Annotated in this window: 7 protein-coding genes; 3 read left to right on the top strand and 4 right to left on the bottom strand. The window is 71.0% G+C overall.

The features are described from left to right. Positions 1-167: 167 nt before the first annotated feature. Together WI697_RS23910 and WI697_RS23905 are read right to left on the bottom strand one after the other, a co-directional pair. On the bottom strand, positions 168-1,499 hold the full coding sequence (locus WI697_RS23910) for a lipase family protein (RefSeq protein WP_345960186.1): 1,332 nt from the start codon (positions 1,497-1,499) through the stop codon (positions 168-170). A gap of 153 nt (positions 1,500-1,652) precedes the next feature. Next, positions 1,653-2,603: a GlxA family transcriptional regulator gene (locus tag WI697_RS23905; protein ID WP_345960185.1), complete on the bottom strand. Its 951-nt coding sequence runs from the start codon at positions 2,601-2,603 to the stop codon at positions 1,653-1,655. A 128-nt stretch (positions 2,604-2,731) separates the two neighbouring features. On the opposite strand from WI697_RS23905, the gene WI697_RS23900 reads away from it, so the two are divergent. Then, on the top strand, positions 2,732-3,031 hold the full coding sequence (locus WI697_RS23900) for a DUF3817 domain-containing protein (protein ID WP_345960184.1): 300 nt from the start codon (positions 2,732-2,734) through the stop codon (positions 3,029-3,031). Then, the gene (locus WI697_RS23895) at positions 3,028-3,435 is read left to right on the top strand and encodes a CopD family protein (RefSeq protein WP_345960183.1); all 408 of its coding nucleotides are present in this window, start codon (positions 3,028-3,030) and stop codon (positions 3,433-3,435) included. The genes WI697_RS23900 and WI697_RS23895 overlap by 4 nt, the downstream gene beginning before the upstream one ends. Here the strand turns inward: WI697_RS23895 and WI697_RS23890 are convergent. Beyond that, positions 3,422-4,141: a TetR/AcrR family transcriptional regulator gene (locus tag WI697_RS23890; protein WP_345960182.1), complete on the bottom strand. Its 720-nt coding sequence runs from the start codon at positions 4,139-4,141 to the stop codon at positions 3,422-3,424. The genes WI697_RS23895 and WI697_RS23890 overlap by 14 nt on opposite strands. A gap of 97 nt (positions 4,142-4,238) precedes the next feature. Here WI697_RS23890 and WI697_RS23885 point away from each other — a divergent pair, with 97 nt between their 5' ends. Further along, on the top strand, positions 4,239-5,423 hold the full coding sequence (locus WI697_RS23885; protein WP_345960181.1) for an acyltransferase family protein: 1,185 nt from the start codon (positions 4,239-4,241) through the stop codon (positions 5,421-5,423). 21 nt (positions 5,424-5,444) lie between these two features. Here the strand turns inward: WI697_RS23885 and WI697_RS23880 are convergent, their stop codons facing one another. Next, positions 5,445-22,325, bottom strand: coding sequence for a hypothetical protein (locus tag WI697_RS23880; protein WP_345960180.1), 16,881 nt, complete (start codon positions 22,323-22,325; stop codon positions 5,445-5,447). Between the last annotated feature and the right edge of the window lie 7 nt (positions 22,326-22,332).

The raw sequence follows: 22,332 nt of genomic DNA, 5'->3' as shown, positions 1-22,332 counted from the left end.
ACGGACTTTGCCAAGCCTCTGGGACGCCATCCGTGATGCCATCGACGCAATCACACCAAGCGATGCACGGGGATATTTCACGGCAGCAGGTTACGAACCAGAATGATGGGAATCTGCTCTAGCCGGAGCCGGAGTGCTGCGCAACTGGTTGCATGGCGCGCTGCCGGTCAGCCCTCGTGGAGCATGGCCTGGAAGCTGTCCAGATCCGGTGCCTGCGGCTTCCAGTCCGCCGGAACTTCCGGCAGCAGCTGCGAAGGCGTCAGGCCGAAATTATGGACATACTGGTCGATATGGGTGGCGGCGATCAGCTGGCCGATCTGGCCCATCACCGTGGCCTTGCCGGTCTGGGCGGGGTTCTGTGCCGTCACCGGGTTGCTGTCGGTGAAGGCCGGCCAGTCGCTCCAGGCGGGGTCGGATTTCAGCGTATAGCCCTGGGCGTCGGTCGTGACCGTGCCCCAGGTGAAATGCCCCCAATTGGACGAGAAATCCGCCGCACCGAACATGTTGTGCGTGATGTTGGCATAGGTGATGTCGCGGATCCGGCGTTCCATGTAATGCACCAGCAGGTCGACCGTATAGCCGACGCTGACGGTACCCGAGCCCAGCATGCCGAAGATGCTGGGATAGTTGCCGGCCTTGTCCTTGGACTGGATCACCGTCGGCAGCATGTTCCAGGCGCGCGGCACCACGTCATGCATGTTCACGAGATCGGTGGCGTCGGGGTAGCCCGCGGTGAACAGATCCAGCCAGGCCTGGTTGCCCGGGGTCGCACCGGCCGAGGGCAGGAGGTTGATGGTGCCCCAGCCGCTTTTGGTGGGATCCGGATAGAGATAGAAGGCGAGGGTGGGGGAGAGCGCGCCGGCCAGGCTGTGGCCGGTGAACCAGAGCGTGGCGCTGCTGTCGGCCTTGGATGCCAGGAAGCTTTGTAGCGAGCCCTGTTTCGGATCGGTCATGCCCAAAAGGGCGCTGATGCCGGTGGCGGTGCCGGCGGAGATCTGCGGCGTGCTCTCGGGCAGCACCTCGTGCCGCTTTTCGGTGAACGGGATCGCCGGCGGCCAGGTCGAGGTGGTGCGGGCGTAGACGTCGAAGTCTTCGTCGACCCAGTCCATGACGTTTTCGGCATTGGTCGCCGCGATCGCCACCACATAGGTGTTGAGCGACGGGCTCCAGCCGACATACATCGAATTCGTGGCATAGAGCGACAGGATCTTCGAGCCGTGCTTCAGCGGCGCCACCCAGACGCAGGGCCCCCAGACCACCTGCCAGTCACCGCCCGCCAGCTGGCTGTTCATGGTCGGGAAAAAGCCCGGCCAGGCCGGGCCCTGATAGTTGGCGAAGGCGCCGTCGCTCGACAGATCCTGCAGCGTGCCGCCATTCAGCCCGGCCGCCATATAGGCGGTCAGCTCGGTGTTGTAGCCCGAAGTCGTCGCCTTGATATCGGCGACGGCATTCGATGCCAGACTGAGTGAGAACACCGTCTGGTTGAGATCATAGGCCATGGATGTCTTCCCCCCAAGGCGTCCTCTGCCCCGAAATGGTGGACCCCGAAATGGTGGACCATTTTGCAAAGGACATGTGCAGACCGAGTGATCTTATCACGCGATTGCACGACGGGAAGTTGCAGGTTGAGGAAATTCAACGATTGTTGAGTGTCAGCCGCTGCGTGACGTTCCGAAGCTGCGCCGCCAGTCGCTGGGCGTCACCCCGGCCACCTGCCGGAAGCGCTGGCGGAAGGTGACGGCACTGTCGAAACCGGCTTCGGTGGCGACCCGTTCGATCGACCGGCCGGTGGTTTCCAGCAGCAGCTGGGCGCGGCGGATGCGGGCGGTCAGCAGCCATTGCAGGGGGGTGGTGCCGGTTTCGGCACGAAAGCGACGCGCGAAGGTGCGCGGGCTCATCCCCGCGCGGGCCGCAAGGCGCTCCACCTCCAGCCGCTGGTCCAGATTGGCGCGCATCCAGTCCAGCAGGGGCGCCAGCCCTGCGGCGGCGGGCGGGTCGTCCTGGATGAACTGGGCCTGGCCGCCGGCACGTTCCAGCGGCACCACCGCTGCCCTGGCGGTGCGGGCGGCGACCCGGGCGCCGAAATCGCGTCGGATCATGTGCAGGCAGAGGTCCAGCCCCGCCGCCGCCCCGGCCGAGGTCAGCACATCGCCCTCGTCGACATAGAGCACGGCCGGATCGACCGCCACCTTCGGGTACATCCGGGTCAGCAGCCCCGCCGCCTGCCAATGGGTGGTCGCGCGCCGGCCGTCGAGCAGTCCGGCGGCGGCCAGCACGAAGGCGCCGGTGCAGATCGATGCGATCCGCGCGCCGCGGTGCCGGGCCCGGGCCAACGCCGCCAGAATGGCCGGATCGGCGGGGCTGCGCGGCTCCGCCATGCCCGGCACGATCACGGTGGCCGCGTCGCCGACGGAGGCCAGACCCTGCGGCACCCTTAAACCATAGCCCTCTGCCGCCACCTCGGCATGGGAGGCTGCGACCGTGATCCGATAGGGCGGCGTGCCGTCGTCCAGCCGCGCGCGGGCGAAGGTCTCCACGGCCGTCGCAAGGTCGAAGGGCAGCACGCCGTCGAAGGCGAGCACGGCAAGGTGATGGGGCGGCATGGCGGCTCCGGTTGCAGCCTGTCGTCTATGGCGGAAACCCATCGATCTTTGTCATTCCTGCCACTGGCTGCAAGCCCGCCAATGGCGGCATGCTGCCGCAGTTGATCATTGGGAGGGAAGGGGCAGGCATGACCGCCTTGCAGGGATTGAGACGCGCCGCGTTGGCGGAGGGCACGACGCTGGTTCTGCTGGTGCTGGTTGCGGTGCCGCTGAAGCATCTGGCCGGCTGGCCGCTGGCGGTACAGGTGATGGGCCCGGTTCACGGCCTGGCCTTTCTTGCCTGGACCTGGGCGCTGATCGCTTCGGCGCCGGTGGCAGGCTGGCGGCCGCTGGAACTGGCGCAGCTGCTCGGAGGCGCGGTCGTGCCCTTCGGCGCCCTGATCAACGATCGGCTGATCCGGCGCCGGGCGGCGGAGATCGCCGCATGAGCCCGCTGCTGCTGCTGAAGGCCGTTCATCTGATGGCGGCGATTCTGTGGACCGGCGGCATGCTGGTTCTGGCCCTGGGGCTGTGCTGCGGCCGCCCGGCCGAACCGCTGATCACCCGATTGCGCGCCTGGGACCAGGCCATCACCGTGCCGGCGATGGTGGTGGTCTGGGCGGCGGGCATCGCCATCGCCAGCCTGGGGGGCTGGTTCCCCGATGGCTGGCTGCTGGTCAAGCTGGTGGCTGTGATGGTTCTGTCGGGGCTGCACGGCCTGCTGGCCGGCACCTTGCGGCGGATGCTGGTCGACCGGGCCCATCTGCCGCCCGGCCTTGCCCGCCATGCCGCCCCGGCCGTCGCAGGCTGCATTGCCGTCATCGTGCTGATGGCGGTGCTCAAACCCCTGTAGCGGGCTCACCCCCCGCAGATCGGGGCGTATCGGCAGGGCAGGGGGCCAGGCTGGCGAGCATGATCTCGACCACCGCCGCATGGGCGGTGGCATCGTCCACGGCCGGCGGCGCCGGGTCACGCAGGCGGTGCATGGCCATCCAGGCCGCCATCTCCACCAGGGCCCGGGCCCGGGCATGGGTGGCGGGGCCGGGTTCCGCCTCGCCGGCCGCCAGGGCGGCGAAACGGGTCATGTCGCGGAAATAGCGGCCACGGAGTTCGGTGCCGTAGAAGGATGCCACCTCGGGGATCTCGGTCGCGCAGCGATCCAGCAGCCAGATCAGCCGGCGATGGGTGGCGAGCAGTGCCAGCATCTCGGTCGCCACCGCGCGGATCTCGTCCGGGCCGGCACGGCCGCCGGCAAGGGCTGCGTCCAGTGCCGGCCGGTGCAGGCGTGACCGCGCCGCCGCAACCAGGGCTGCCGCGGCCGCAGCCAGGCCCCGTGCCTCGAACCGGTCGGCACCGGCCGGTGTCAGGCCCTGGGCCTCGGCCAGCGCCAGTTCGAACAGCGCCTCCTTGCCCGCGACATAGCTGTAGAGCGCCCCCGCCGACAGCCCGGCCTCGCGCGCCACATCGGCCATCTGGGTCAGCCGATAGCCCTGGCGGGTGAAAACGGCCAGCGCCGCCGCGGCGATGTCCTCAAGACGTCCGGGCTTCTTCACGCGCATCGCGCTGCCCGACGGGATACGGGCGCGATCGCCATTTTAATTGAATCATTCATTCAAGAATGATACACGCAAAGGAACAGCCCCACAAGGTGACACCATGGCCGGACCCGCCCTCGGACGTTCGCGCGCGATCGATCACCTGCGCAATCTGGTGATCCTTGGCCTGATCCTGTTCCACACCGCCCGGCTGTTCGACAGCGATCCGTGGCATATGAAGGATGCCGGGCGCTATGCCGCGGCCGATGTGCTGATCGGGGTGTTCAATATCGGGCAGATGCCGCTGCTGTTCTTTCTGGCGGGCATCACCGCCATGCACAGCCTGTCGGCGCGCGGTCCCGGGCGCTATGTGCGCGAACGGCTGGAGCGCCTGGCCCTGCCGCTGGTTGCCGGCATTCTGCTGGTGGTGCCGCCGCAGGTCTATGTCGAGCGTCTGGCCACGGGGCTCGATGGCCGGTCGAGCCCGATCGACCTTGCCCCGGGCACCGGCTTTCCGGGCTTCTATCCCTCGATCTTCGAATGCTGCTATCCGGCGGCGAATTTCAGCTGGCACCATCTCTGGTTCCTGGCCTATCTGCTGGTCTATGCCCTGGCGCTGCTGCCGGTCTTCCTGATTGCGCGCCGGCCCGGGGTGCGGGCGCTGCTGGATCGTGCCGGCATGCGGGTGGCGGCAGCGGGGCCGCTTGCCCTGCTTGCGCCAGGTCTGCCGGTCCTGCTGGCCGAAATCCTGCTCCGCCCTGGCTTTCCCAGCACCCATGCGCTGGCGGGGGACTGGGCCAATCACCTGCATTTCGGCCTGCTGATCCTGCTGGGCGGCTGGTTCGCGCTGTCGCCGGCGCTGGGGGCAGCAGCCGAACGTCATTGTCGCCTGCTTCTGATCATAGCTGCGGTTGCAACTGTACTGGCGGTCGCGGCCTGGATGACCGGGGCGCTGCCGGTGCCCGCCCTGCGCCGGCTGCTGCGGGGGGTCGCCGAATGGGCCACCATCCTCGGCCTGCTCGGCTGGGCCGGCCGGCATCTGGCCCGTCCCGTCCCGGGGCTCAGCGGCTTCTCGCGGCTCGCCTTTCCCTTCTACATCGTCCATCAGACGGTGATCGTGGTGCTGGGCTATCTGCTGCTCGGCTGGTCGGGGCAGCCGCTGGTCAAGTATCTGGCCATCGTGGCGGTTTCCGGGCTCGTCTCCTGGGGGCTGGCCCGGGCGCTTGCGGCCACCGCGCTCACCCGCCTGCTGTTCGGGATCAAAAGCGAACGGCCCGGGATCATCCCGGGCCGCTCGCGGACGTGACGATCGGTATAGGCCCGGCACCTACCAGCGATAGCGCAGCGACAGGGTCCCGCCGACCGAGCGGCGTTCTTCCGACAGCTCGGAGTCGACGCTCAGCTGCAGGTCGAAATCCTCGTCCAGGCGATACTGCACGCCGGCCCTGAGCACGGCGGCATCTTCCGGCACCTCGACATCGCTGCCCTGGAAGCCGATCCCGGGCAGTTCGGCCAGATGGCGGGTGATGTCGCGCTCGGGCCGGAATTCGTGCTTCCAGCCGGCGCGGAAGAAGGGCTCGATCCGGCTGCCGTCCTCGAACGTCACCGGGCCGCCGATCTGGAAGCCCAGCGTCATCGGCATCGAGATCGTGTCCGAGGCCTCGTAGACCACGCCGCCGCCATTGCCGAAGCTGTCGCGGGCCTCGTCCAGATGCAGACGGGTCGGCTCCACCGCCGCGAAGGGGGTGATCTTCAGCCCTGCGGTCAGCGGCAGGGCGTAGCCCACCTCCAGCCGCGCACCCAGCGTGGTGCCGTCGAAACGGGTCACGGCCGCGCGGGGCATGCCCAGGAAGCGCAGATCGCGGGTGTAGCGGGTATCGCCCGTCGCGGCATAGCCGATGACCGAGGCATAGGCCTCGCCGAAGCGACGCAGACCATAGACGCTCACCCCGTACTGCTTGCCGGTGCCGCTGGCCGAGAGCCCGTCCAGGTCGTAGCTGGTCTCGCCATAGGTGAAGGCGCCGCCGACCAGGAAGCTGCCGTCATCGGCGCCGCCATCGATGCCGATGGTGGTGCCGAAATAATGCCCGTCGAAACCGCCGCCGGTTTCATAGGCGCCTTCCGGCGTCATCCAGGCCCGTCCTCCGGCCGTATTGCCACCCCCGGGCGCGGTCGCCGTCTGGTCGAGTGCCGCCTCCCGGCTGCCGGGCGCCGCCGCTGCCGCCCCCATCCGCCAGCTGTCGAGCCGGCCGGTCACCGTCTGCATGGCGCGCGTGCTGGCGGTGAGCATGCTCTGGGGCACGCTGGCCGCCCCCGTATCGCCGACGCTGCGATAGCCGCGATCAAGGGTCGCCGTGTCGCTGATCGAGACCAGCCCGGCGGTGATCGCCTTGGAATATTCCGAGGCCGCCTCGCTCTGGACCCGGCCCAGCAGCTCACCGATCCGCCGGCCGAAGCCGCTGAGGCCCTCGGGCGTGAAATCGGCATCGGCCTGGATGCCCAGCCGGCCATCGGTGTTGGTCAGGCTGTAGCTCAGGATCGCGCTGGCGGGGGCCGAAAGCTCCAGATTGCCCGCGGCCAGCCCGGTATCCGAGACCAGGACATCGGCGATCGCCAGCCGGCCCGGCTTCACCGAACCGCTGTTGATCGTGGCGAGCGACAGCTTGCCGTCCATGCTGGCAGCGCCGGTGATGTGCAGCCCGTCGGCCTTGCCGGTCGCATGATCGACGCGCAGCTGCAGCTCGCCATCGGCAGACTGGGTGAAGCCGCCATTGATCGTGGTCGTGACCACGCCCGCGGTCGCCGATTGCAGCCGGCCGTGATTGATGAAGCTGCCGGTGCCGCCCAGGTCGATGCTCGCCCCCGAATTGATCGTGCCGCCGGCCTGGTTGGTCAGCAGATTGGCGCCGCCGTCGCTGAGCTTGATGCTGCCGGTCAGCGTGCCCTTGTTGGTGACGGTGGTGTCGCCGATCCGGCTGTCGATCACCAGCCCGTCGCCGCCGGCGAGGGTCTGCAGCGTGCCGGCATTGGTGACCTCGTTGATCGGGCCGTCGAGCAGCAGGGCATGGCCGTCGGCCGCGCCGGTGACCACCACGCCTTCGGCAATCTCCACCACCGGGTCGGTGGTGGAATGCGCCACCACCGCGCTGGCACCGGCGCCGCTGACCGTGATCGGGGCATAGACATAGACCGAGACGGCATGGCTGCTGCCACCGCCATTGCCCGACAGGAACAGGGTGGTGGTGCCGTTGGTGACGATGCCGCCGCCGCCGGCGGCGGACTGGGCGACCACGCCATGGGCACCCGCCCCGGTGGTGGTGATGGGCGCGTTGACGCCGACCGTGACGCTGCCGGCGCTGGCCTTGCTGGACGCATTGGCCGCCGCCGAGACCGTGCCGCCGGTGGTGAGCACCGTGCCGCCGCCGGAGCCGACGCTCTGCGCCAGAATGCCGAAGGAGTTCACGCCGGTGGTGTAGATCTGGCCATTGCTGGTGATGGTGATGTTGCTGCCGTCGGCGCCGCTCGCCTTGTTGCCGACCCGGACGCTGGCCCCGGTGGCAGCCAGCGCCAGACCGCCGCCGCCGCCGATCGACTGGGCGACGAGACCGGGAGAGGCGGCACCGGTGGTGGTGATGGCCGCGCCATTGGTCACCGTCAGCGTGTTCGACTTGCTGGCGACCGTCCCGCCCAGATTGACCGAGGTGGCGTTGATGGCCGAGAGGCCGCCGCCGCCCGAGATCACCTGGGCGACCAGGCCCGGCGCGAAGCTGCCGCCGGTCTGGATGCTGCCGCCGCTGAGGGTCATGGAGACCGCGGCATTGCCGCTGGTGCCGCCGCCCGTGCCGCCCAGATAGACGCTGCCCGAGAAGACCGCACCGCTGGTGCCGGACACCGCCATCACGCCGCCGCCGCCGGTGATCGCCTGGGCGACCACGCCGGCCGCGTTGACGCCCTGGGTCAGCACCTTGGGCGCGCCGGTGATGGTGATGTCCTGGGCGGAACCCGCGCCACCCTGCTGGCCGAGGCGGGCATTGATGCTGCCGCCCGAGGCCTGGGTTGCGATCGAGGCGAAACCGCCGCCGCCGCCCACCGACTGCACCAGCACGCCGAGCGAATTGGCGCCCGAGGTCTGGATGACCGCATTGCCCAGATAGCCCGCCACCGCATCATTCTGCGACGGCCCGCCATTGCCCGAACCGCGCACCGCGCCGAGCTGCAGGTTGACCGAAGCGGAAGACTGCGCGGCGGTGTTGGTCTGGGTGAAGAAGATGCCGTTGTCGCCCACCGACTGCGCGACCACGGCCGTTGCATTGGCTGCCGTCGTGGCGATGGTCTGGTTCTGGGTGGTGATGGAGACGGCGCCACCGTTCAGATTGCTGCCGCCGCCGCCCATATTGCCGATGCCATAATTGGTGACATTGGCATCGGCGAAGACCGAGGCGACCACGCCGCCGCCGCCGCCGACCGACTGGGCCAGGATGGCGGTGGAGCCGACACCGTTGGTGATGACGCTGGTCGGCACGTTCAGCGTCACGGCGCTGCCATAGGCGATGGCCGAGCCGAAATTGGCCGAAAGCTGGCGGTATTCCGAGAACACCGCGCCACCGGCACCGCCCACCGACTGGGCGAGGATGCCATAGGACACACTGCCGACGGTCTGCACCGTGCCGCCGGTGCCGGTGGTCAGCCAGACATTGCCGGCATTGGAGCCGCTGACGGCCGAGTTGAAATAGACCTGGCCGGCGCCATGGGCGAGACCGCCGCCGCCGCCGATCGACTGGGCGACGATGCCGGGAGAGGCGCCGCCATAGGTGGTGATCAGCGCCGAGCTTGTTGCCGAGACCGTGCCGCCATTGCCATTGAGCGGCCCGCCCAGGCGAACGGCATCGGTATGGATGCCCGCGATGCCGCCGCCGCCCGCGATCGACTGCACCACCAGGCCGGGGGCGAAGGCGCCGCTGGTGGTGACGCTGCCGGCCGCCAGATAGCCATAGGCGGTGTTGGCATTGGCGCCGTTGCCGCCGGTGGCGCCGAGCGTCACCATCCCCGAGAACCAGGCGCCGGACTGAGAGGACAGGCTGGCGACGCCGCCGCCGCCCGAGATCGACTGCACGATCACGCCGGCGGCATTGGTGCCGCGGGTGACGATGTTCGCGGTGCCGCTGACGCTGGTCGGCATGGCCGATCCGCCGCCGCCGCGCTGGCCGATGATGCCGGCATCGATCCAGCCGCCGCTCGACAGGGTGGCGATGGAGACGATGCCGCCGCCGCCGATCGACTGGCCGACCACGCCATAGGCATTGGCACCCGAGGTATCGATGGTGGTGACGCCGCCGGCGCCCAGGGTGACGTTGGTGGAATAGGTGGTGTTCTGGCCGCCATCGCCCTTGCCGACCGGGGTGCCGAGATTGATCGCGGTGTGCACCGCCCCCTGCGAGGCGGCATTTGCCTGGGTGAAATAGGTGCCGCCGGCGCCGATCGACTGGGCGATCACGCCCGCGGCATTGGCGCCGGCGGTTGCGATGGTCTGGGTGCGCGTGGTGACGGCGACGGTGTTGCCGTTCAGCCCGCTGGCGTTGGCGGCGTTCAGGGTAACGCCATAGCTGGTGACGTTGGCATTGGAGAAGGCCGAGGCGATCACGCCGCCGCCACCGCCGATCGACTGGCCGACGATGCCCGCCGAGCCGGCGCCCGAAGTGACGACATTCGCCGCCGTGTCGATGACGATGCTGCCGCCATAGGCGATGCCGGCGCCGAAGCCGGCCGTGGCCTGGTTCACCGGGCTGAACACCGCGCCGCCGGCACCGCCGATCGACTGCGCCAGAATGCCGAAGGCCGTGGCCCCTTGAGTCTGGACCGATCCGCTGCCGGTGGTGGTGACCCTCACCTGCGAGGCGTTGGAGCCGCTGGGCGCGTTCAGGATGACGGCATTGCCGCCATTGGCGAGGGCGAGACCGCCGCCGCCGCCGATCGACTGGGCGACGATGCCGGCCGAGGCATTGCCGATCGTGCCGATGGCGGCACCGCTGCTGACGGTGACCGTGTTGCCGTTGCCGGCAACATAGCCGCCCAGATAGACACCGCTGCTGTGAACGCCCGAAATGCCGCCGCCACCGGCGATCGACTGCGCCACCAGGCCCGGGGCGAAGACGCCGCCGGTGGTGATGCTGCCGCCGGAGAGGTTGACATTGACCACCCCGCCATTGCCGCCGCCGCCGGTATAGGTGCCGAGCGTCACCGGCCCCGAATAGCCCGTGCTGCCCGACTGGCCGGCGACCACGGCGATGCCGCCGCCGCCGCTGATCGACTGCGCGACCACGCCCAGCGCATTGGTGCCGCGGGTGGTGATGTTCGCCGCCCCGGTGACGGTGGCGGCGAGGCCGACACCGCCGCCGCCACGGGCGCCGAGCCGGCTGCTGTCGATCGACCCGCCGGTCGACTGGGTGGCGATGGCATAGATGCCGCCGCCGGCCCCCACCGACTGTGCGACCACGCCGAAGGCATTGGCGCCCGAGGTGTCGATGGTGGTGGCGCCGCCGCTGCCCAGCGTCACCTTGACCGAATCGGTCTGGCTGACGCCGCCATTGCCGCTGCCGACCCCGCTGCCCAGGTTGAAGGTGGCATGGATGCTGCCCTGGGCGGCGGTGTTGGTCTGGGCGTAATACACGCCGCTGCCGCCCACCGACTGGGCGATCACCGCCGCGCCATTGGCGCCCGAGGTTGCGATGGTCTGGCCATGGGTGGTGACGGCGACATTGTTGCCATAGTCACTGCCGCCGCTGCTGCCATAGACATTGGCGACATAGCTGGTATAGGCGGCATCGGCGAAGCTGGAGGCGATGACGCCGCCGCCGCCGCCCACCGACTGGGCGAGAATGGCGGTGGAGCCCTGGCCGGTGGTCACCACATTCGCCCCGGCATCGACATAGACCCCGCCCGCATAGGCGGCCGAGGCGCCGAAGCTGGCGATGACGCCGTGATTGGGGGCGATGAAGGCACCGCCGCCGCCGCCGATCGACTGGGCCAGGATGCCGAAGCCCAGATTGCCGGTGGTCTGCAGCCAGCCATTGCCGGTGGTGGTGACCCCCACCGTGCTGGCATCGCTGCCGCCGGTGGTGCTGATGAACTGGGCATTGTAGCTGGTGAGCGCCAGGCCGCCGCCGCCGCCGATCGACTGGGCGACGATGGCGCTGGCGCCGATGCCGGACGTCGCAACCGGTGCCAGCGCCGTGACGCTGGCGACCCCGGCGATGCCGGCCGTGCCGCCGCCCATCTGCACCGTATCGGTGTTCAGCGTCGAGATGCCGCCGCCGCCCGCGATCGACTGGGCGACGATGCCATGGGCAAACACGCCGGTGGTGGTGATGCCGCCGCCGCCCGAGAGGTTGACGGTGGCATTGCCGGCATTGTTGCCGCTGCCGCCGCGGGCGCCGAGGATTGCCGTGCCGGTGAAGAACTCCAGCCCGGGGGTCGCCACGGCCAGGATGCCGCCGCCATTGCTGACCGACTGCGCGACGATGCCGAAGGCGTTGTTGCCGCGGGTGACGATGCTGGCGGCACCCGTCACCGTGGTCGCCATGCCCATGCCGTTGCCACCGCGCTGGCCGAGCTGCACCCCCTTGGCGTTGCCATAACTGGCGCGGGTGGAGATGGCGACGATGCCGCCGCCGCCGCCCACCGACTGTGCGACCGCGCCGAAGGCATTGGCGCCCGAGGTGTCGATGGTGGTCACACCCCCTGCACCCAGCGTCACCTTGATCGCATCGGCGACATTGGCGCCGCCATTGCCGCCCGCACTGACCGTGCCCAGATAGCCGCTGACGTTGATCGTGCCCTGGCTGACGGTATTGGCCTGGGTGAAGTACACGCCGCCGGCGCCCACCGACTGGCCGACCACGGCTGCGGCGTTCACGCCCGAGGTCGCGATGGTCTGGTTGCGGGTGGTGACGGCGACGGTGCCGGCGTTCAGATTGCCGTTACCGGCGCTGTTCAGGCCCGTCCCGTAATTGACGAAGCCGTCATTCGCGGTGGTGGAGGCGATCACGCCGCCGCCGCCGCCGATCGACTGACCCAGGATGGCGACCGAGCCCGCGCCCGAGGTGACGACGTTCGCGCCCGCATCGACCGCGATATTGCCGGCATAGCCGATGCCGGTGCCGAGATTGGTGCTGAGGAGAGACGTCGGCCCGAAGATCGCGCCGCCGCCGCCGCCGACCGACTGCGCCAGAATGCCGAAAGAGGTGGCGCCCTGGGTTTGAACCGCGCCGCCGCCGGAGGTGGTGACGGTCACCTGGCCGGCATTCGACCCGCTGGGCGTATTGGCGAAGGTGACGGCGCCGGTGCCGATGGCAAGCCCGCCACCGCCGCCGATCGACTGGGCGACGATGCCGGCCGCCGCCGTGCCATAGGTGGTGACGGCTGCCGAACTGGAGACGGCGACCGTGCCGCCCTTGCCGGCCAGCACGCCGCCCAGCGTCACGTCGTTGGTGAGCACGCCGGAAATGCCGCCGCCGCCGGCGATGGACTGGGCCACCAGACCATGGGCATAGGCGCCGCCGGTGGCGATGCTGCCGCCCGACAGGTTGACATTCACCGCACGGGTATCGCTGCCGCTGCCGCCGGTGGCGCCCAGCCGGACATTGCCGGTGAAGGTCGCCCCCGACTGGCCCGACACCACGAAGATGCCGCCGCCGGTGCTGATCGACTGGGCGACCGCGCCCAGCGCATTGGTGCCGCGGGTCACGATATTCGCGGTGCCGGTCAGCGTGGTGGCAAGGCCCGTGCCGCTGCCGCCGCGCTGGCCCAGAATGGCGCCCTTGACCGTGCCGCCGGTCGCCTGGGTGGCAATCGCGACGATGCCGCCACCGCCGCCCACCGACTGGGCGATCGCGCCGAAGGCATTGGCGCCCGAGGTGTCGATGGTGGTGAGACCGCCGGCGCCGAGCGTGACCTTGATCGCGTCGGCGACATCCGCGCCGCCATTGCCGCCCGCACTGACGGTGCCCAGATAGCCGGTGACGTTGACCGCGCCCTGGCTGGCGCTGTTCGCCTGGGTGAAGAACACGCCGCTGGCACCCACGGCCTGGCCCACCACGGCTGCGGCATTGGCGCCCGAGGTCGCGATGGTGTGGTTGCGGGTGGTGACGGCGACGGTGCCGGCGTTCAGATTGCCGTTGCCGGCGCTGTTCAGCCCCGTCCCGTAATTGACGAAGCCGGCATTCGAGGTGGTGGAGGCGATCACGCCGCCGCCGCCGCCGATCGACTGAACCAGGATGGCGACCGAACCCGTGCCCGAGGTGACGACGTTCGCGCCGGCATCGATGCCGATATTGCCGGCATAGCCGATGCCGGTCCCGAGATTGGTGCTGAGAAGGGCCGTCGGCCCGAAGATCGCGCCGCCGCCGCCGCCCACCGACTGCGCCAGAATGCCGAAAGAGGTGGCGCCCTGGGTTTGAACCGCGCCACCGCCGGAAGTGGTGACGGTCACCTGGCTGGCATTCGACCCGCTGGGCGTATTGGCGAAGGTGACGGCGCCGGTGCCGATGGCGAGCCCGCCACCGCCGCCGATCGACTGGGCGACGATGCCGGCTGCCGCCGTGCCGTAGGTGGTGACCGCCGCTGAGCTTGCGACGCTGACGGCGCCGCCATTGCCGGCGACCACGCCGCCCAGCGTCACGTCGTTGGTGAGCACGCCGGAAATGCCGCCGCCGCCGGCGATGGACTGGGCCACCAGACCATGGGCATAGGCACCGCCGGTGGCGATGCTGCCATTGGTCAGGTTCACGGTGACCGTCCGGCCGTTGCTGCCGCTGCCGCCGATGGCGCCCAGCCGGACATTGCCGGTGAAGGCCGCCCCCGCCTGGCCCGAGACCACGACGATGCCGCCGCCATTGCTGACCGACTGGGCAACCGCACCCAGCGCATTGGTGCCGCGGGTCACGATATTCGCGGTGCCGGTCAGGGTGGTGGCCATACCGCTGCCGCTGCCGCCGCGCTGGCCCAGATTGGCGCCGTTGATGGTGCCGCCGGTCGCCTGGTTGGACATCGCGATGATGCCGCCGCCGCCGCCGACCGCCTGGGCGACCGCGCCGAAGGCGTTGGCGCCCGAGGTGTCGATGGTGGTGGTGCCGCCTGCACCCAGCGCGATCTTGATCGCGTCGGCCACGTCGGCGCCGCCATTGCCGCTGCCATTGACGGTGCCGAGCCAGGCGGTGATGCCGACCGAGCCCTGGCTTGCGGTATTGGCCTGGGTGAAGAAGGCGCCGCCTGCGCCCACCGCCTGGCCCACCACCGCCGCGGCATTGGCGCCGGCGGTGGCGATGGTCTGGTTGCGGGTGGTGATGGCGACGGTGCCTGCGTTCAGCCCGCTGGCATTGGCGCCGTTCAGGCCGGTGCCGTAAGAGGTGAAACCCGCATCCGCCGCGGTGGAGGCGACCACGCCGCCGCCGCCGCCGATCGACTGGCCGAGCACGGCGACCGAGGCCATACCCGTCGTGATGACATTGGCGCCGACATCGACGCCGATACTCTCGGCATAGGCGACAGAGGCGCCGAAGGTTGCGCCGAACAGCCGGTTCGGCCCGAAGACCGCGCCGCCGCCACCGCCGATCGACTGCGCCAGGATGCCGAAAGAGGTGGCCCCTTGTGTCTGGACCGCGCCGGCCCCGGTGGTGGTGACCAGGACCTGGCGGGAATTCGATCCGCTGGGCGCGCTGGCGAAGCTGACCTGGCCGTCGCTGGTGCCGATACCGCCGCCGCCGCCGATCGACTGCGCGATGATGCCCGAGGCGGAGGTACCATAGGTGGTGATGGCCGACGAACTGGCGACCGTGACCGTGTTGCCATAGCCGGCCACCACGCCGCCGAGCGTGAGGCTGGTGGTGCGGATACCGGAAAGGCCGCCGCCGCCCGCGATCGACTGGACGACCAGACCATGGGCGTTGAAGCCGTTGGTGACGATCCGTCCGCCGGTCAGGTTGACGTTCACCGTGCCGCCGTCACCCGTGCCGCCACCGGTGGCGCCGAGCCGCGTGCTGCCCGAGAAGATGGCCCCGGGGCCGGCCGCGGCGAGGGCGACACCGCCGCCGCCGGCGACGGACTGGACCACCGCGCCGATTGCATTGTCGGCATGGGTGATGATGCTGGCCGTTCCCGACAGCGTAACCGCGCGGCCATTGCCGCCGCCGCCCGACTGGCCGAGCTGCGCCGTGGCGGTGGTGCTGCCGGCCGAGGTGGTCGCAAAGCCGGCGATGCCGCCGCCGCTGCCGATCGACTGGACCGCGACACCCATCGAATTGCGGCCCCAGGTTTCGATCGAGGTGGTGCCGCCGCTGTCGCCCAGGGTCAGCATCACCGCATCGGCCGCACTGGTGCCGCCGCTGCCGCCGCCCCGGCTGGCGCCGAGGGTGAAGGTGGGCGAAACCGCGCCCGAAATCTTGCCGGCGCTGAAGGTTGCGATGCCGCCGCCACCGCCGATCGACTGCACGACCAGCGCGCTGGCATTGTCGCCGCCGGTCTGGATCAGCGCCGAGGTGCCGCCGCCGGTGCTGACCAGGATCTTGCCGCCGTCGCCGGCATTGCTCGACGACGAACCGAGCGTCAGGCTGGCCGAAGCCGAGGCGCGGGTGGCGCTGGTGATGTCGATGATGTCGGAAATGCCGCCGCCGCCGCCGATCGACTGGGCGATGACCGCGCCGCTGCCGATGCCCGAGGCGGTGATGTCGCGGGTGATGTAAACGCTGACGGTTCCGCCCGACCCGGAAATGCCGCCGCCGCCGCCGAGGGTGACCGGCGCCGAAATCTTGCCGCCCGACGCGCTGGACTGTGCCGAGCCGCCGAGGCCGCCGCCGCCGCCAACAGACTGGGCGACGATCGCATGCGCGGCGCCGGCCGCCGTGGTGATCACGCCGCGGCTGGTGACCGTGACGCCCTGGCCGTTCTGGCCGCCGCCGCCCGATCCGCCGAGGGCCATGGCGAGCGAGGCTTCACCCCCCTGGGCGGAGGTCGAGGATGCGCCGCCGGCATCGCCGCCGCCGCCGCCGACCGACTGGGCGAAGATGCCGTGCGAGAGGAAGCCGTAGGTGGCGAGCGTGCCGTCATTCACGACATAGACGGCGCCGCCGGCCCCGCCATTGCCGCCGGATCCGCCGAGCGCGAAGCTGGTGGCATAGGCGCCGCTATTGGCATTGGTGGTGGCCGAGGCGCCGGTGCCGCCGCCGCCGCCCACCGACTGGGCGTAGATCGCGGTTGCATGGGCGCCCGCGGTCTGGATGGTCGTGGCGCTGTTCACCGAAACCGTGCCGCCGGACCCGCCGCCGCCGCCCGAGCCGCCGAGGCCGGCCGACATCGCCACACCCTTGGAGGTGGAGGCAGAGGTCCCGGTGGAGCCGCTGGAGACACTGGCGCCGGGTTCGCTGTCATCCGCCTGGCCGGCGGTGGCCGAGGTGGTGACCGCGCCGCCATTGCCGCCGCCGCCGCCCACCGACTGGACATAGATGCCGTAGGAGAGATCGCCCCAGGTGGTGATGGAGGTGGGGCGCGCCTGATCGCCGTTGCAGATGTTGTTCGAAATGCTGCCGCAGACATTCACGCTGCCGCCGGCGCCGCCCCCGGCACCCGAGCCGCCGAGGCCGAGCGCCACCGAGGCCGAGCCGCCCGAGCCGGTGGTGGAGCTGGACGAGCCGCCATTGCCGCCGCCGCCGCCCACCGACTGGGCATAGACCGCCGCCGCATTGGCGCCATAGGTGGTGAGCGTGCCGCCGCCGAGGCCGACATTCACCGCACCGCCCGCGCCGGCGCCGCCGCCGGTACCGCCCATCGAAAGCGCGACGCTGGCCTTGCCGGCATCGGCGTTGGAACTGGCCGAACCGCCATTGCCGCCACCGCCGCCGACCGACTGGGCGAAGATCGCCTGCGAATTGAGCCCGCCCTTGCCGTCGGAGGTGCCGGTGGTGATGCTGGCCGAGTTGGTGACCACGATGCCGCCGCCGGCCGCACCGCCGCCGCCCGAGCCGCCGATCGCGAGGCCGGCGGCATAGCCGCCATCGGCGCCCGCCTGGCTGCCCTGAGAGGTGGAGCCGGTCTTGCCGGCCGAGGCCGAATTGTGGCTGCTGTTCGACTGACCGGAACCCGAGGTCGGCACGGAGCCGGTGGAGGCGCTGGTCGAGCCGTCTTCCTCGTCGTCGTCCGAGGCCGGGGCCGCGGTGGCCGCCGTGGTGGCGCCGCCGCCATTGCCGCCGCCGCCGCCCACCGACTGGGCGAAGATGCCGGCCGAATTGATGCCCGTGGTCCTGAGCGTGCCGAAATTCAGCACGGTGACCAGATTGGCCGCACCGCCGCCGCCGCCCGATCCGCCGAGGCCGAAGGAGAGCGCGCCCGAACCGCCGCTTTCGACCGTGCTGGAGGCCGCCCCGCCATTGCCGCCGCCGCCGCCGACCGACTGGGCGAAGATCGCCGCCGATTGCAGGCCGCTGGTGGTGATGCTGCCGGTGTTCACGACCGTTGCGGTCGACCCGGCGCCGCCGCCACCACCGGTGCCGCCCAGGCTGATGGAGCCGGCATAATTGCCGCCGGCCGCATTGGTGGTGGCCGAGCCGCCATTGCCGCCGCCACCGCCCACCGACTGCGCGGTGATGCCGTTCGACAGCATGCCCGAGGTGGTGACGGTGGCGACGCTGCTGACCAGCACGGCGCCGCCATTGCCGGCCTTGCCGCCGGCGCCGCCGATGGCGAGCGAGGCGCCGACGCCGTTATCGGCTTCCTCGTCGGTCGAAGCGGCCGGGCCGCTCTGCGAGAACTGGGCGGCGGTCGCGACCGCCGCACCGGTATTGGTCTGCTGGGCGAAGCCGGTGCCGGTATAGGCCGCGACACCGCCATCCAGTGCGCCGCCCTGCTGGCCGGTGGCCGAAGCGGTGGCCGTGCCGCCATCGCCGCCGCCGCCGCCGACCGACTGGGCGAAGATCGCCGTCGACCCGGCACCGGTGGTGGCGAGCGTGCCGCCGGCGACCACCGTCACCGCATCGGCATTGCCGCCGCCGCCGCCGAAGCCGCCCACCGCCAGCGAGGCGGCGTATTTGTTGCTGGACGCACTGCTTTCCGAATAGCCGCCGCGGCCGCCGCCACCGCCCACCGACTGGGCGTAGATGGCGCTTGCGTGGTTGCCATAGGTCAGAATGCTGCCGCCGGTGGCGGTGACGCCACCCCAGGGATTGCTGCAGCTGCCCGAGCTGACATTGCCGCAGACCGTGACCTTGCCGCCGGTGCCGCCCGTGCCGCCGCCGCCGCCGACCGCGACCGAAATGGCGCCCGTGCCTGAAATCGCATTGGCATAGGCCGATCCGCCATTGCCGCCGCTGCCGCCCACCGACTGGGCCAGGATGGCGACCGAGCGGTCACCGGCGCCCGGATTGCCCGGCGCGACACCGGCCATGCCGGTCTGGATGCTGCCGGAGAGCGTGACCGCGACCGCGCCGGCATTGCCGCCGGCCGCACCCGACCCGCCGATCGCGACCGAGGCCGAACCGCTTTCCGACTTCTCGCCGCCGCCCGAGGCCGAGGCCGCGAAGGCCGAGGCATTGCCGCCATTGCCGCCGCCGCCGCCGATAGACTGGGCGATGATGCCATAGGCGTCGAACCCGCTGGTGACCAGGTTGTTGGCGACCGTCACCGAGACCGCGCCGCCATTCTGGCCCGATCCGCCGCTGCCGCCGGTGGCGCCGGCCGCACCGACCGAGATCTTCGAGGCCGGGTTGCCGGTCGACACCGAGCCGGAATAGGCGGCGCCACCGCTGCCGCCGGTGCCGCCGATCGACTGGGCGATGATTGCCGTGGCAAGATCGCCTGCGGTCGAGATGCCGGTATAGGTGTTGACCGTAACCGTGCCGCCGGTGCCGCCGCTGCCGCCATAGCCGCCGACCGCGACGGCCGGGGCCGCGATGGTCGATCCCGCCGCACCGGCGCTGAAGCCGCCGAGGCCGCCGCTGCCGCCGATCGACTGTGCCACGATGCCGTGCGACAGAAGGCCGGTGGTGGTGATGGTGTCGTAGGTGGCAATGGTCACGCCGCCCGCGGCACCGCCGCCGCCGCCGCTGCCGCCCAGGCTGACGCCGGCCGAACCCAGCCCGCCCAGGCTGCCGGCGATGTCCCAGCCGCCATTGCCGCCGGCACCGCCGATCGACTGGGCCAGAACGCCGGCAGACTGATGGCCGGTGGTCGAGACGCGCCCGCCGCCCTGGATGGTGACGGTCACCTGGCTGGCGCGGCCGCCCTTGCCGCCGCCGCCGCCGATCGCGGCCGAGACCGCGCCGCTTTCGCCGAAGGAGCCGGCGATGGCGAAACCGCCCGAGCCGCCATTGCCGCCCATCGACTGGGCGACCACGCCGGGCGAGAGCGGCCCGGTGACGGTGAGGGCCGAATAATTGTCGACGGTGACCGTGCCGCCGGTGCCGCCATTGCCGCCGCCGCCGCCCACCGCCATGCTGGCGGTGCCGTTCGAGCTGAGACCGGCGGCGCCTGAGAAGCCACCCGAGCCGCCGCCGCCGCCGATCGACTGCGCCAGAAGGGCAGGGGCGTTGCCGGTGCTGGCGGCCGAAACCGTCACGGCGGCCTGATTGACCAGGGTCACCGCACCGCCGGCACCGCCCGAGGCGCCGCTGCCGCCGGCGCCGATATTGGCCGAAACCGAGCCGCTGATCGAACCTGCGACCGCATAGCCGCCCGAACCGCCGCCGCCGCCGATCGACTGGGCGGCGATCGCCGCGGCACCGCCGCCATAGGTGTTGATCAGCCCGGTGTTGACCACCTGGACCGTGCCGCCATTATTGCCGCTGCCGCCGGCACCGCCGATCGCGGCCGAAGCGCCGCTGGAATAGCTGAGCGCGCCCGAGGTGGTGTAGCCGCCATTGCCGCCGCCACCGCCGATCGACTGCGCCAGAATGGCGCTGGCGCCATAGCCATAGGTGGTGATCGCAGCGGTCTGGCTGCTGTTGGCGGCATAATTGTGGGCGGTGACCGCGCCCGCGGCACCGCCGGCGCCGCCCGACCCGCCGACACCCAGCGACACCGCCAGCTGCGGGCTGGCCGAAAGCCCCAGCGCCGAGCCGCCGGAGCCGCCGCCGCCGCCGATGGACTGGGCCAGAATGCCGTGCGAGCTGTCGCCCGAGGTGGTGATGACGCTGCCGGTGTTCTCGACGATCACCGTGCTGCCGGCACCCGCGGCGCCGCCCGATCCGCCGACGCCGAAGCTGAGGGCACTGTTCGCGACCGCCAGGCTGGCATCGACCGTCGAGCCGCCGCCACCGCCGCCGCCGCCGATCGACTGGCCGACCAGGGCCGAGGCGCCGACGCCGGTGGTGGTCAGCGTGATGCCGTTGGGGCTGACATAGACCTGGCCGCCATTGCCGCCCTTGCCGCCCTTGCCGCCGTAAGACAGCGCGAAACTGCCCTGGAAGCCGGCGGCCAGCGAGACCGCATAGCCGCCGGAGCCGCCGCCACCGCCGATCGACTGGCCGGCAATGGCCGACGAGCCGTCGCCGACGGTCGAGATGGTCTTGCCCGTGGTCAACCCGCCCAGCCGGCCCTGGCCGCTGCAGGCGCCGGCGGCGGAGGAATCGCCGCTGAAGCTGTTGCAGTTGACCGCGACCGACCCGGCCGAACCGCCGCTGCCGCCCGATCCGCCATGGGAGAGCGAGGCGCTCTGTCCGGAACTGGCCGAGAGCGCGACCGCACCGCCGCCGACACCGCCGCCGCCGCCCACCGACTGGGCGAGGATACCGGCCGAGTTCACCTCGACCGTCGTGATCGAACCGGTGCTGAGCACGGCGACCGAGCCGGCATTGCCGCCGCCGCCGCCCGAGCCGCCGACCGCGAAGGCGAGGCCCGAGCCTGAGCCCGAGAGACCCATGCCGCCGACACCGCCGCCGCCGCCCACCGACTGCGCCAGCACGCCGACCGCGCCGCCGGCCGAGTCGGTGGTGACGGGGGTGGTGGCGAGCGAGGGGATGCAGCCATTGCCGGTGCAGATATCGGCGGTGTTGTTCACCGCCACCGACCCGCCCGATCCGCCATCGCCGCCCGACCCGCCGACCGCGACCGAAGCACTGCTGCCTGAAGCCGAGAAGGCCATGCCGCCGCTGCCGCCGGCGCCGCCCACCGATTGGGCGAAGATGCCCACCGAGGATGGGCCATAGGCGGTGATGGTGCTGGAATTGTTGACCGTGACCAGGCTGCCCGATCCGGCCTTGCCGCCATCGGCACCCAGCGCCACCAGCCCGGCCGCGACACCGGCATTGCCGCCGCCGCCGCCGACGGACTGGGCATAGATCGCGGTCGCACCGGCCGCGGCCGAGGGGTTCGCGGCCGTGCCGACCGTCAGCACGCCGATATTGTTGATCGTGACCAGCCCGGCATTGCCGCCATAGCCGCCGCCGCCGCTATAGCCGCCGAAGGTGCCGTTGCTGCTGCCGCCATCGCCGCCGAAACCGCCGATCGACTGGGCGGCGAGCGGGGTGCCGGCCGCGGTGGTGATCGCGGCATTGTTGGTGATGGTGACGTTGCCGCCGGCACCGCCGGGCACGCCGTCGCCGCCATTGCCCCAGAGGCCGCCATTGTTGTTGCCACCGTCGCCGCCCTGGCCGCCGGCGCTTTGGGCCACGATCCCCAGCGACGACGAACCGCCCTGGATGTTGAGCGCCATGTTGTTGGTGACGGTGACCGTGCCGCCGGCACCGCCCGACCCGCCATCGCCGCCATGGGCGCCGGGATCGTTGGTGTTGCCGCCGGTGCCGCCGGTCCCGCCCTGGCTGTAGGCGACGATGGTGGTGTTGGCGATGGGATAGACGTCGCTGCTGGCGCCGTTCAGCGTGACGGTGACGGCACCGCCCGTGCCGCCGGTGCCGCCGCCGCGGCCATTGCCGCAGACGCCGGTCTTGTCGGAACCACCCGTGCCACCGGTACCGCCGGTGCTGCCGGCGACCACCAGCGTGCCGCCATAGGCGGTGGTGGTGGAGATGCCGGGCGTGACGGTCGCGGTCACGGCGGTGCCGGTCGGGCCCTGGCCGCCACTATCGGGCTTGTCGCAGCTGAAGCCGTTGAAGCTGGCGTTCGATCCCTTGGATCCGGTGCCGGGCGAGGGCTGCTGGTTGACATAATAATAGGCCGGCCCGGTCGAGACCTCGGCATTGCCGGCAAATGCCGGCCCGACCGTGATCATGGCTCCT

The organism is Tistrella mobilis (assembly GCF_039634785.1).
GTDB lineage: Bacteria > Pseudomonadota > Alphaproteobacteria > Tistrellales > Tistrellaceae > Tistrella > Tistrella mobilis.
This window is presented reverse-complemented; position numbering and strand designations above follow the sequence as displayed.

Coding starts and splice junctions, on each gene's coding strand:
- WI697_RS23910 (WP_345960186.1), bottom strand. CDS start 1,499: ATGGCCTATGATCTCAACCAGACGGTGTTCTCACTCAGTCTGGCATCG.
- WI697_RS23905 (WP_345960185.1), bottom strand. CDS start 2,603: ATGCCGCCCCATCACCTTGCCGTGCTCGCCTTCGACGGCGTGCTGCCC.
- WI697_RS23900 (WP_345960184.1), top strand. CDS start 2,732: ATGACCGCCTTGCAGGGATTGAGACGCGCCGCGTTGGCGGAGGGCACG.
- WI697_RS23895 (WP_345960183.1), top strand. CDS start 3,028: ATGAGCCCGCTGCTGCTGCTGAAGGCCGTTCATCTGATGGCGGCGATT.
- WI697_RS23890 (WP_345960182.1), bottom strand. CDS start 4,141: ATGCGCGTGAAGAAGCCCGGACGTCTTGAGGACATCGCCGCGGCGGCG.
- WI697_RS23885 (WP_345960181.1), top strand. CDS start 4,239: ATGGCCGGACCCGCCCTCGGACGTTCGCGCGCGATCGATCACCTGCGC.
- WI697_RS23880 (WP_345960180.1), bottom strand. CDS start 22,325: ATGATCACGGTCGGGCCGGCATTTGCCGGCAATGCCGAGGTCTCGACC.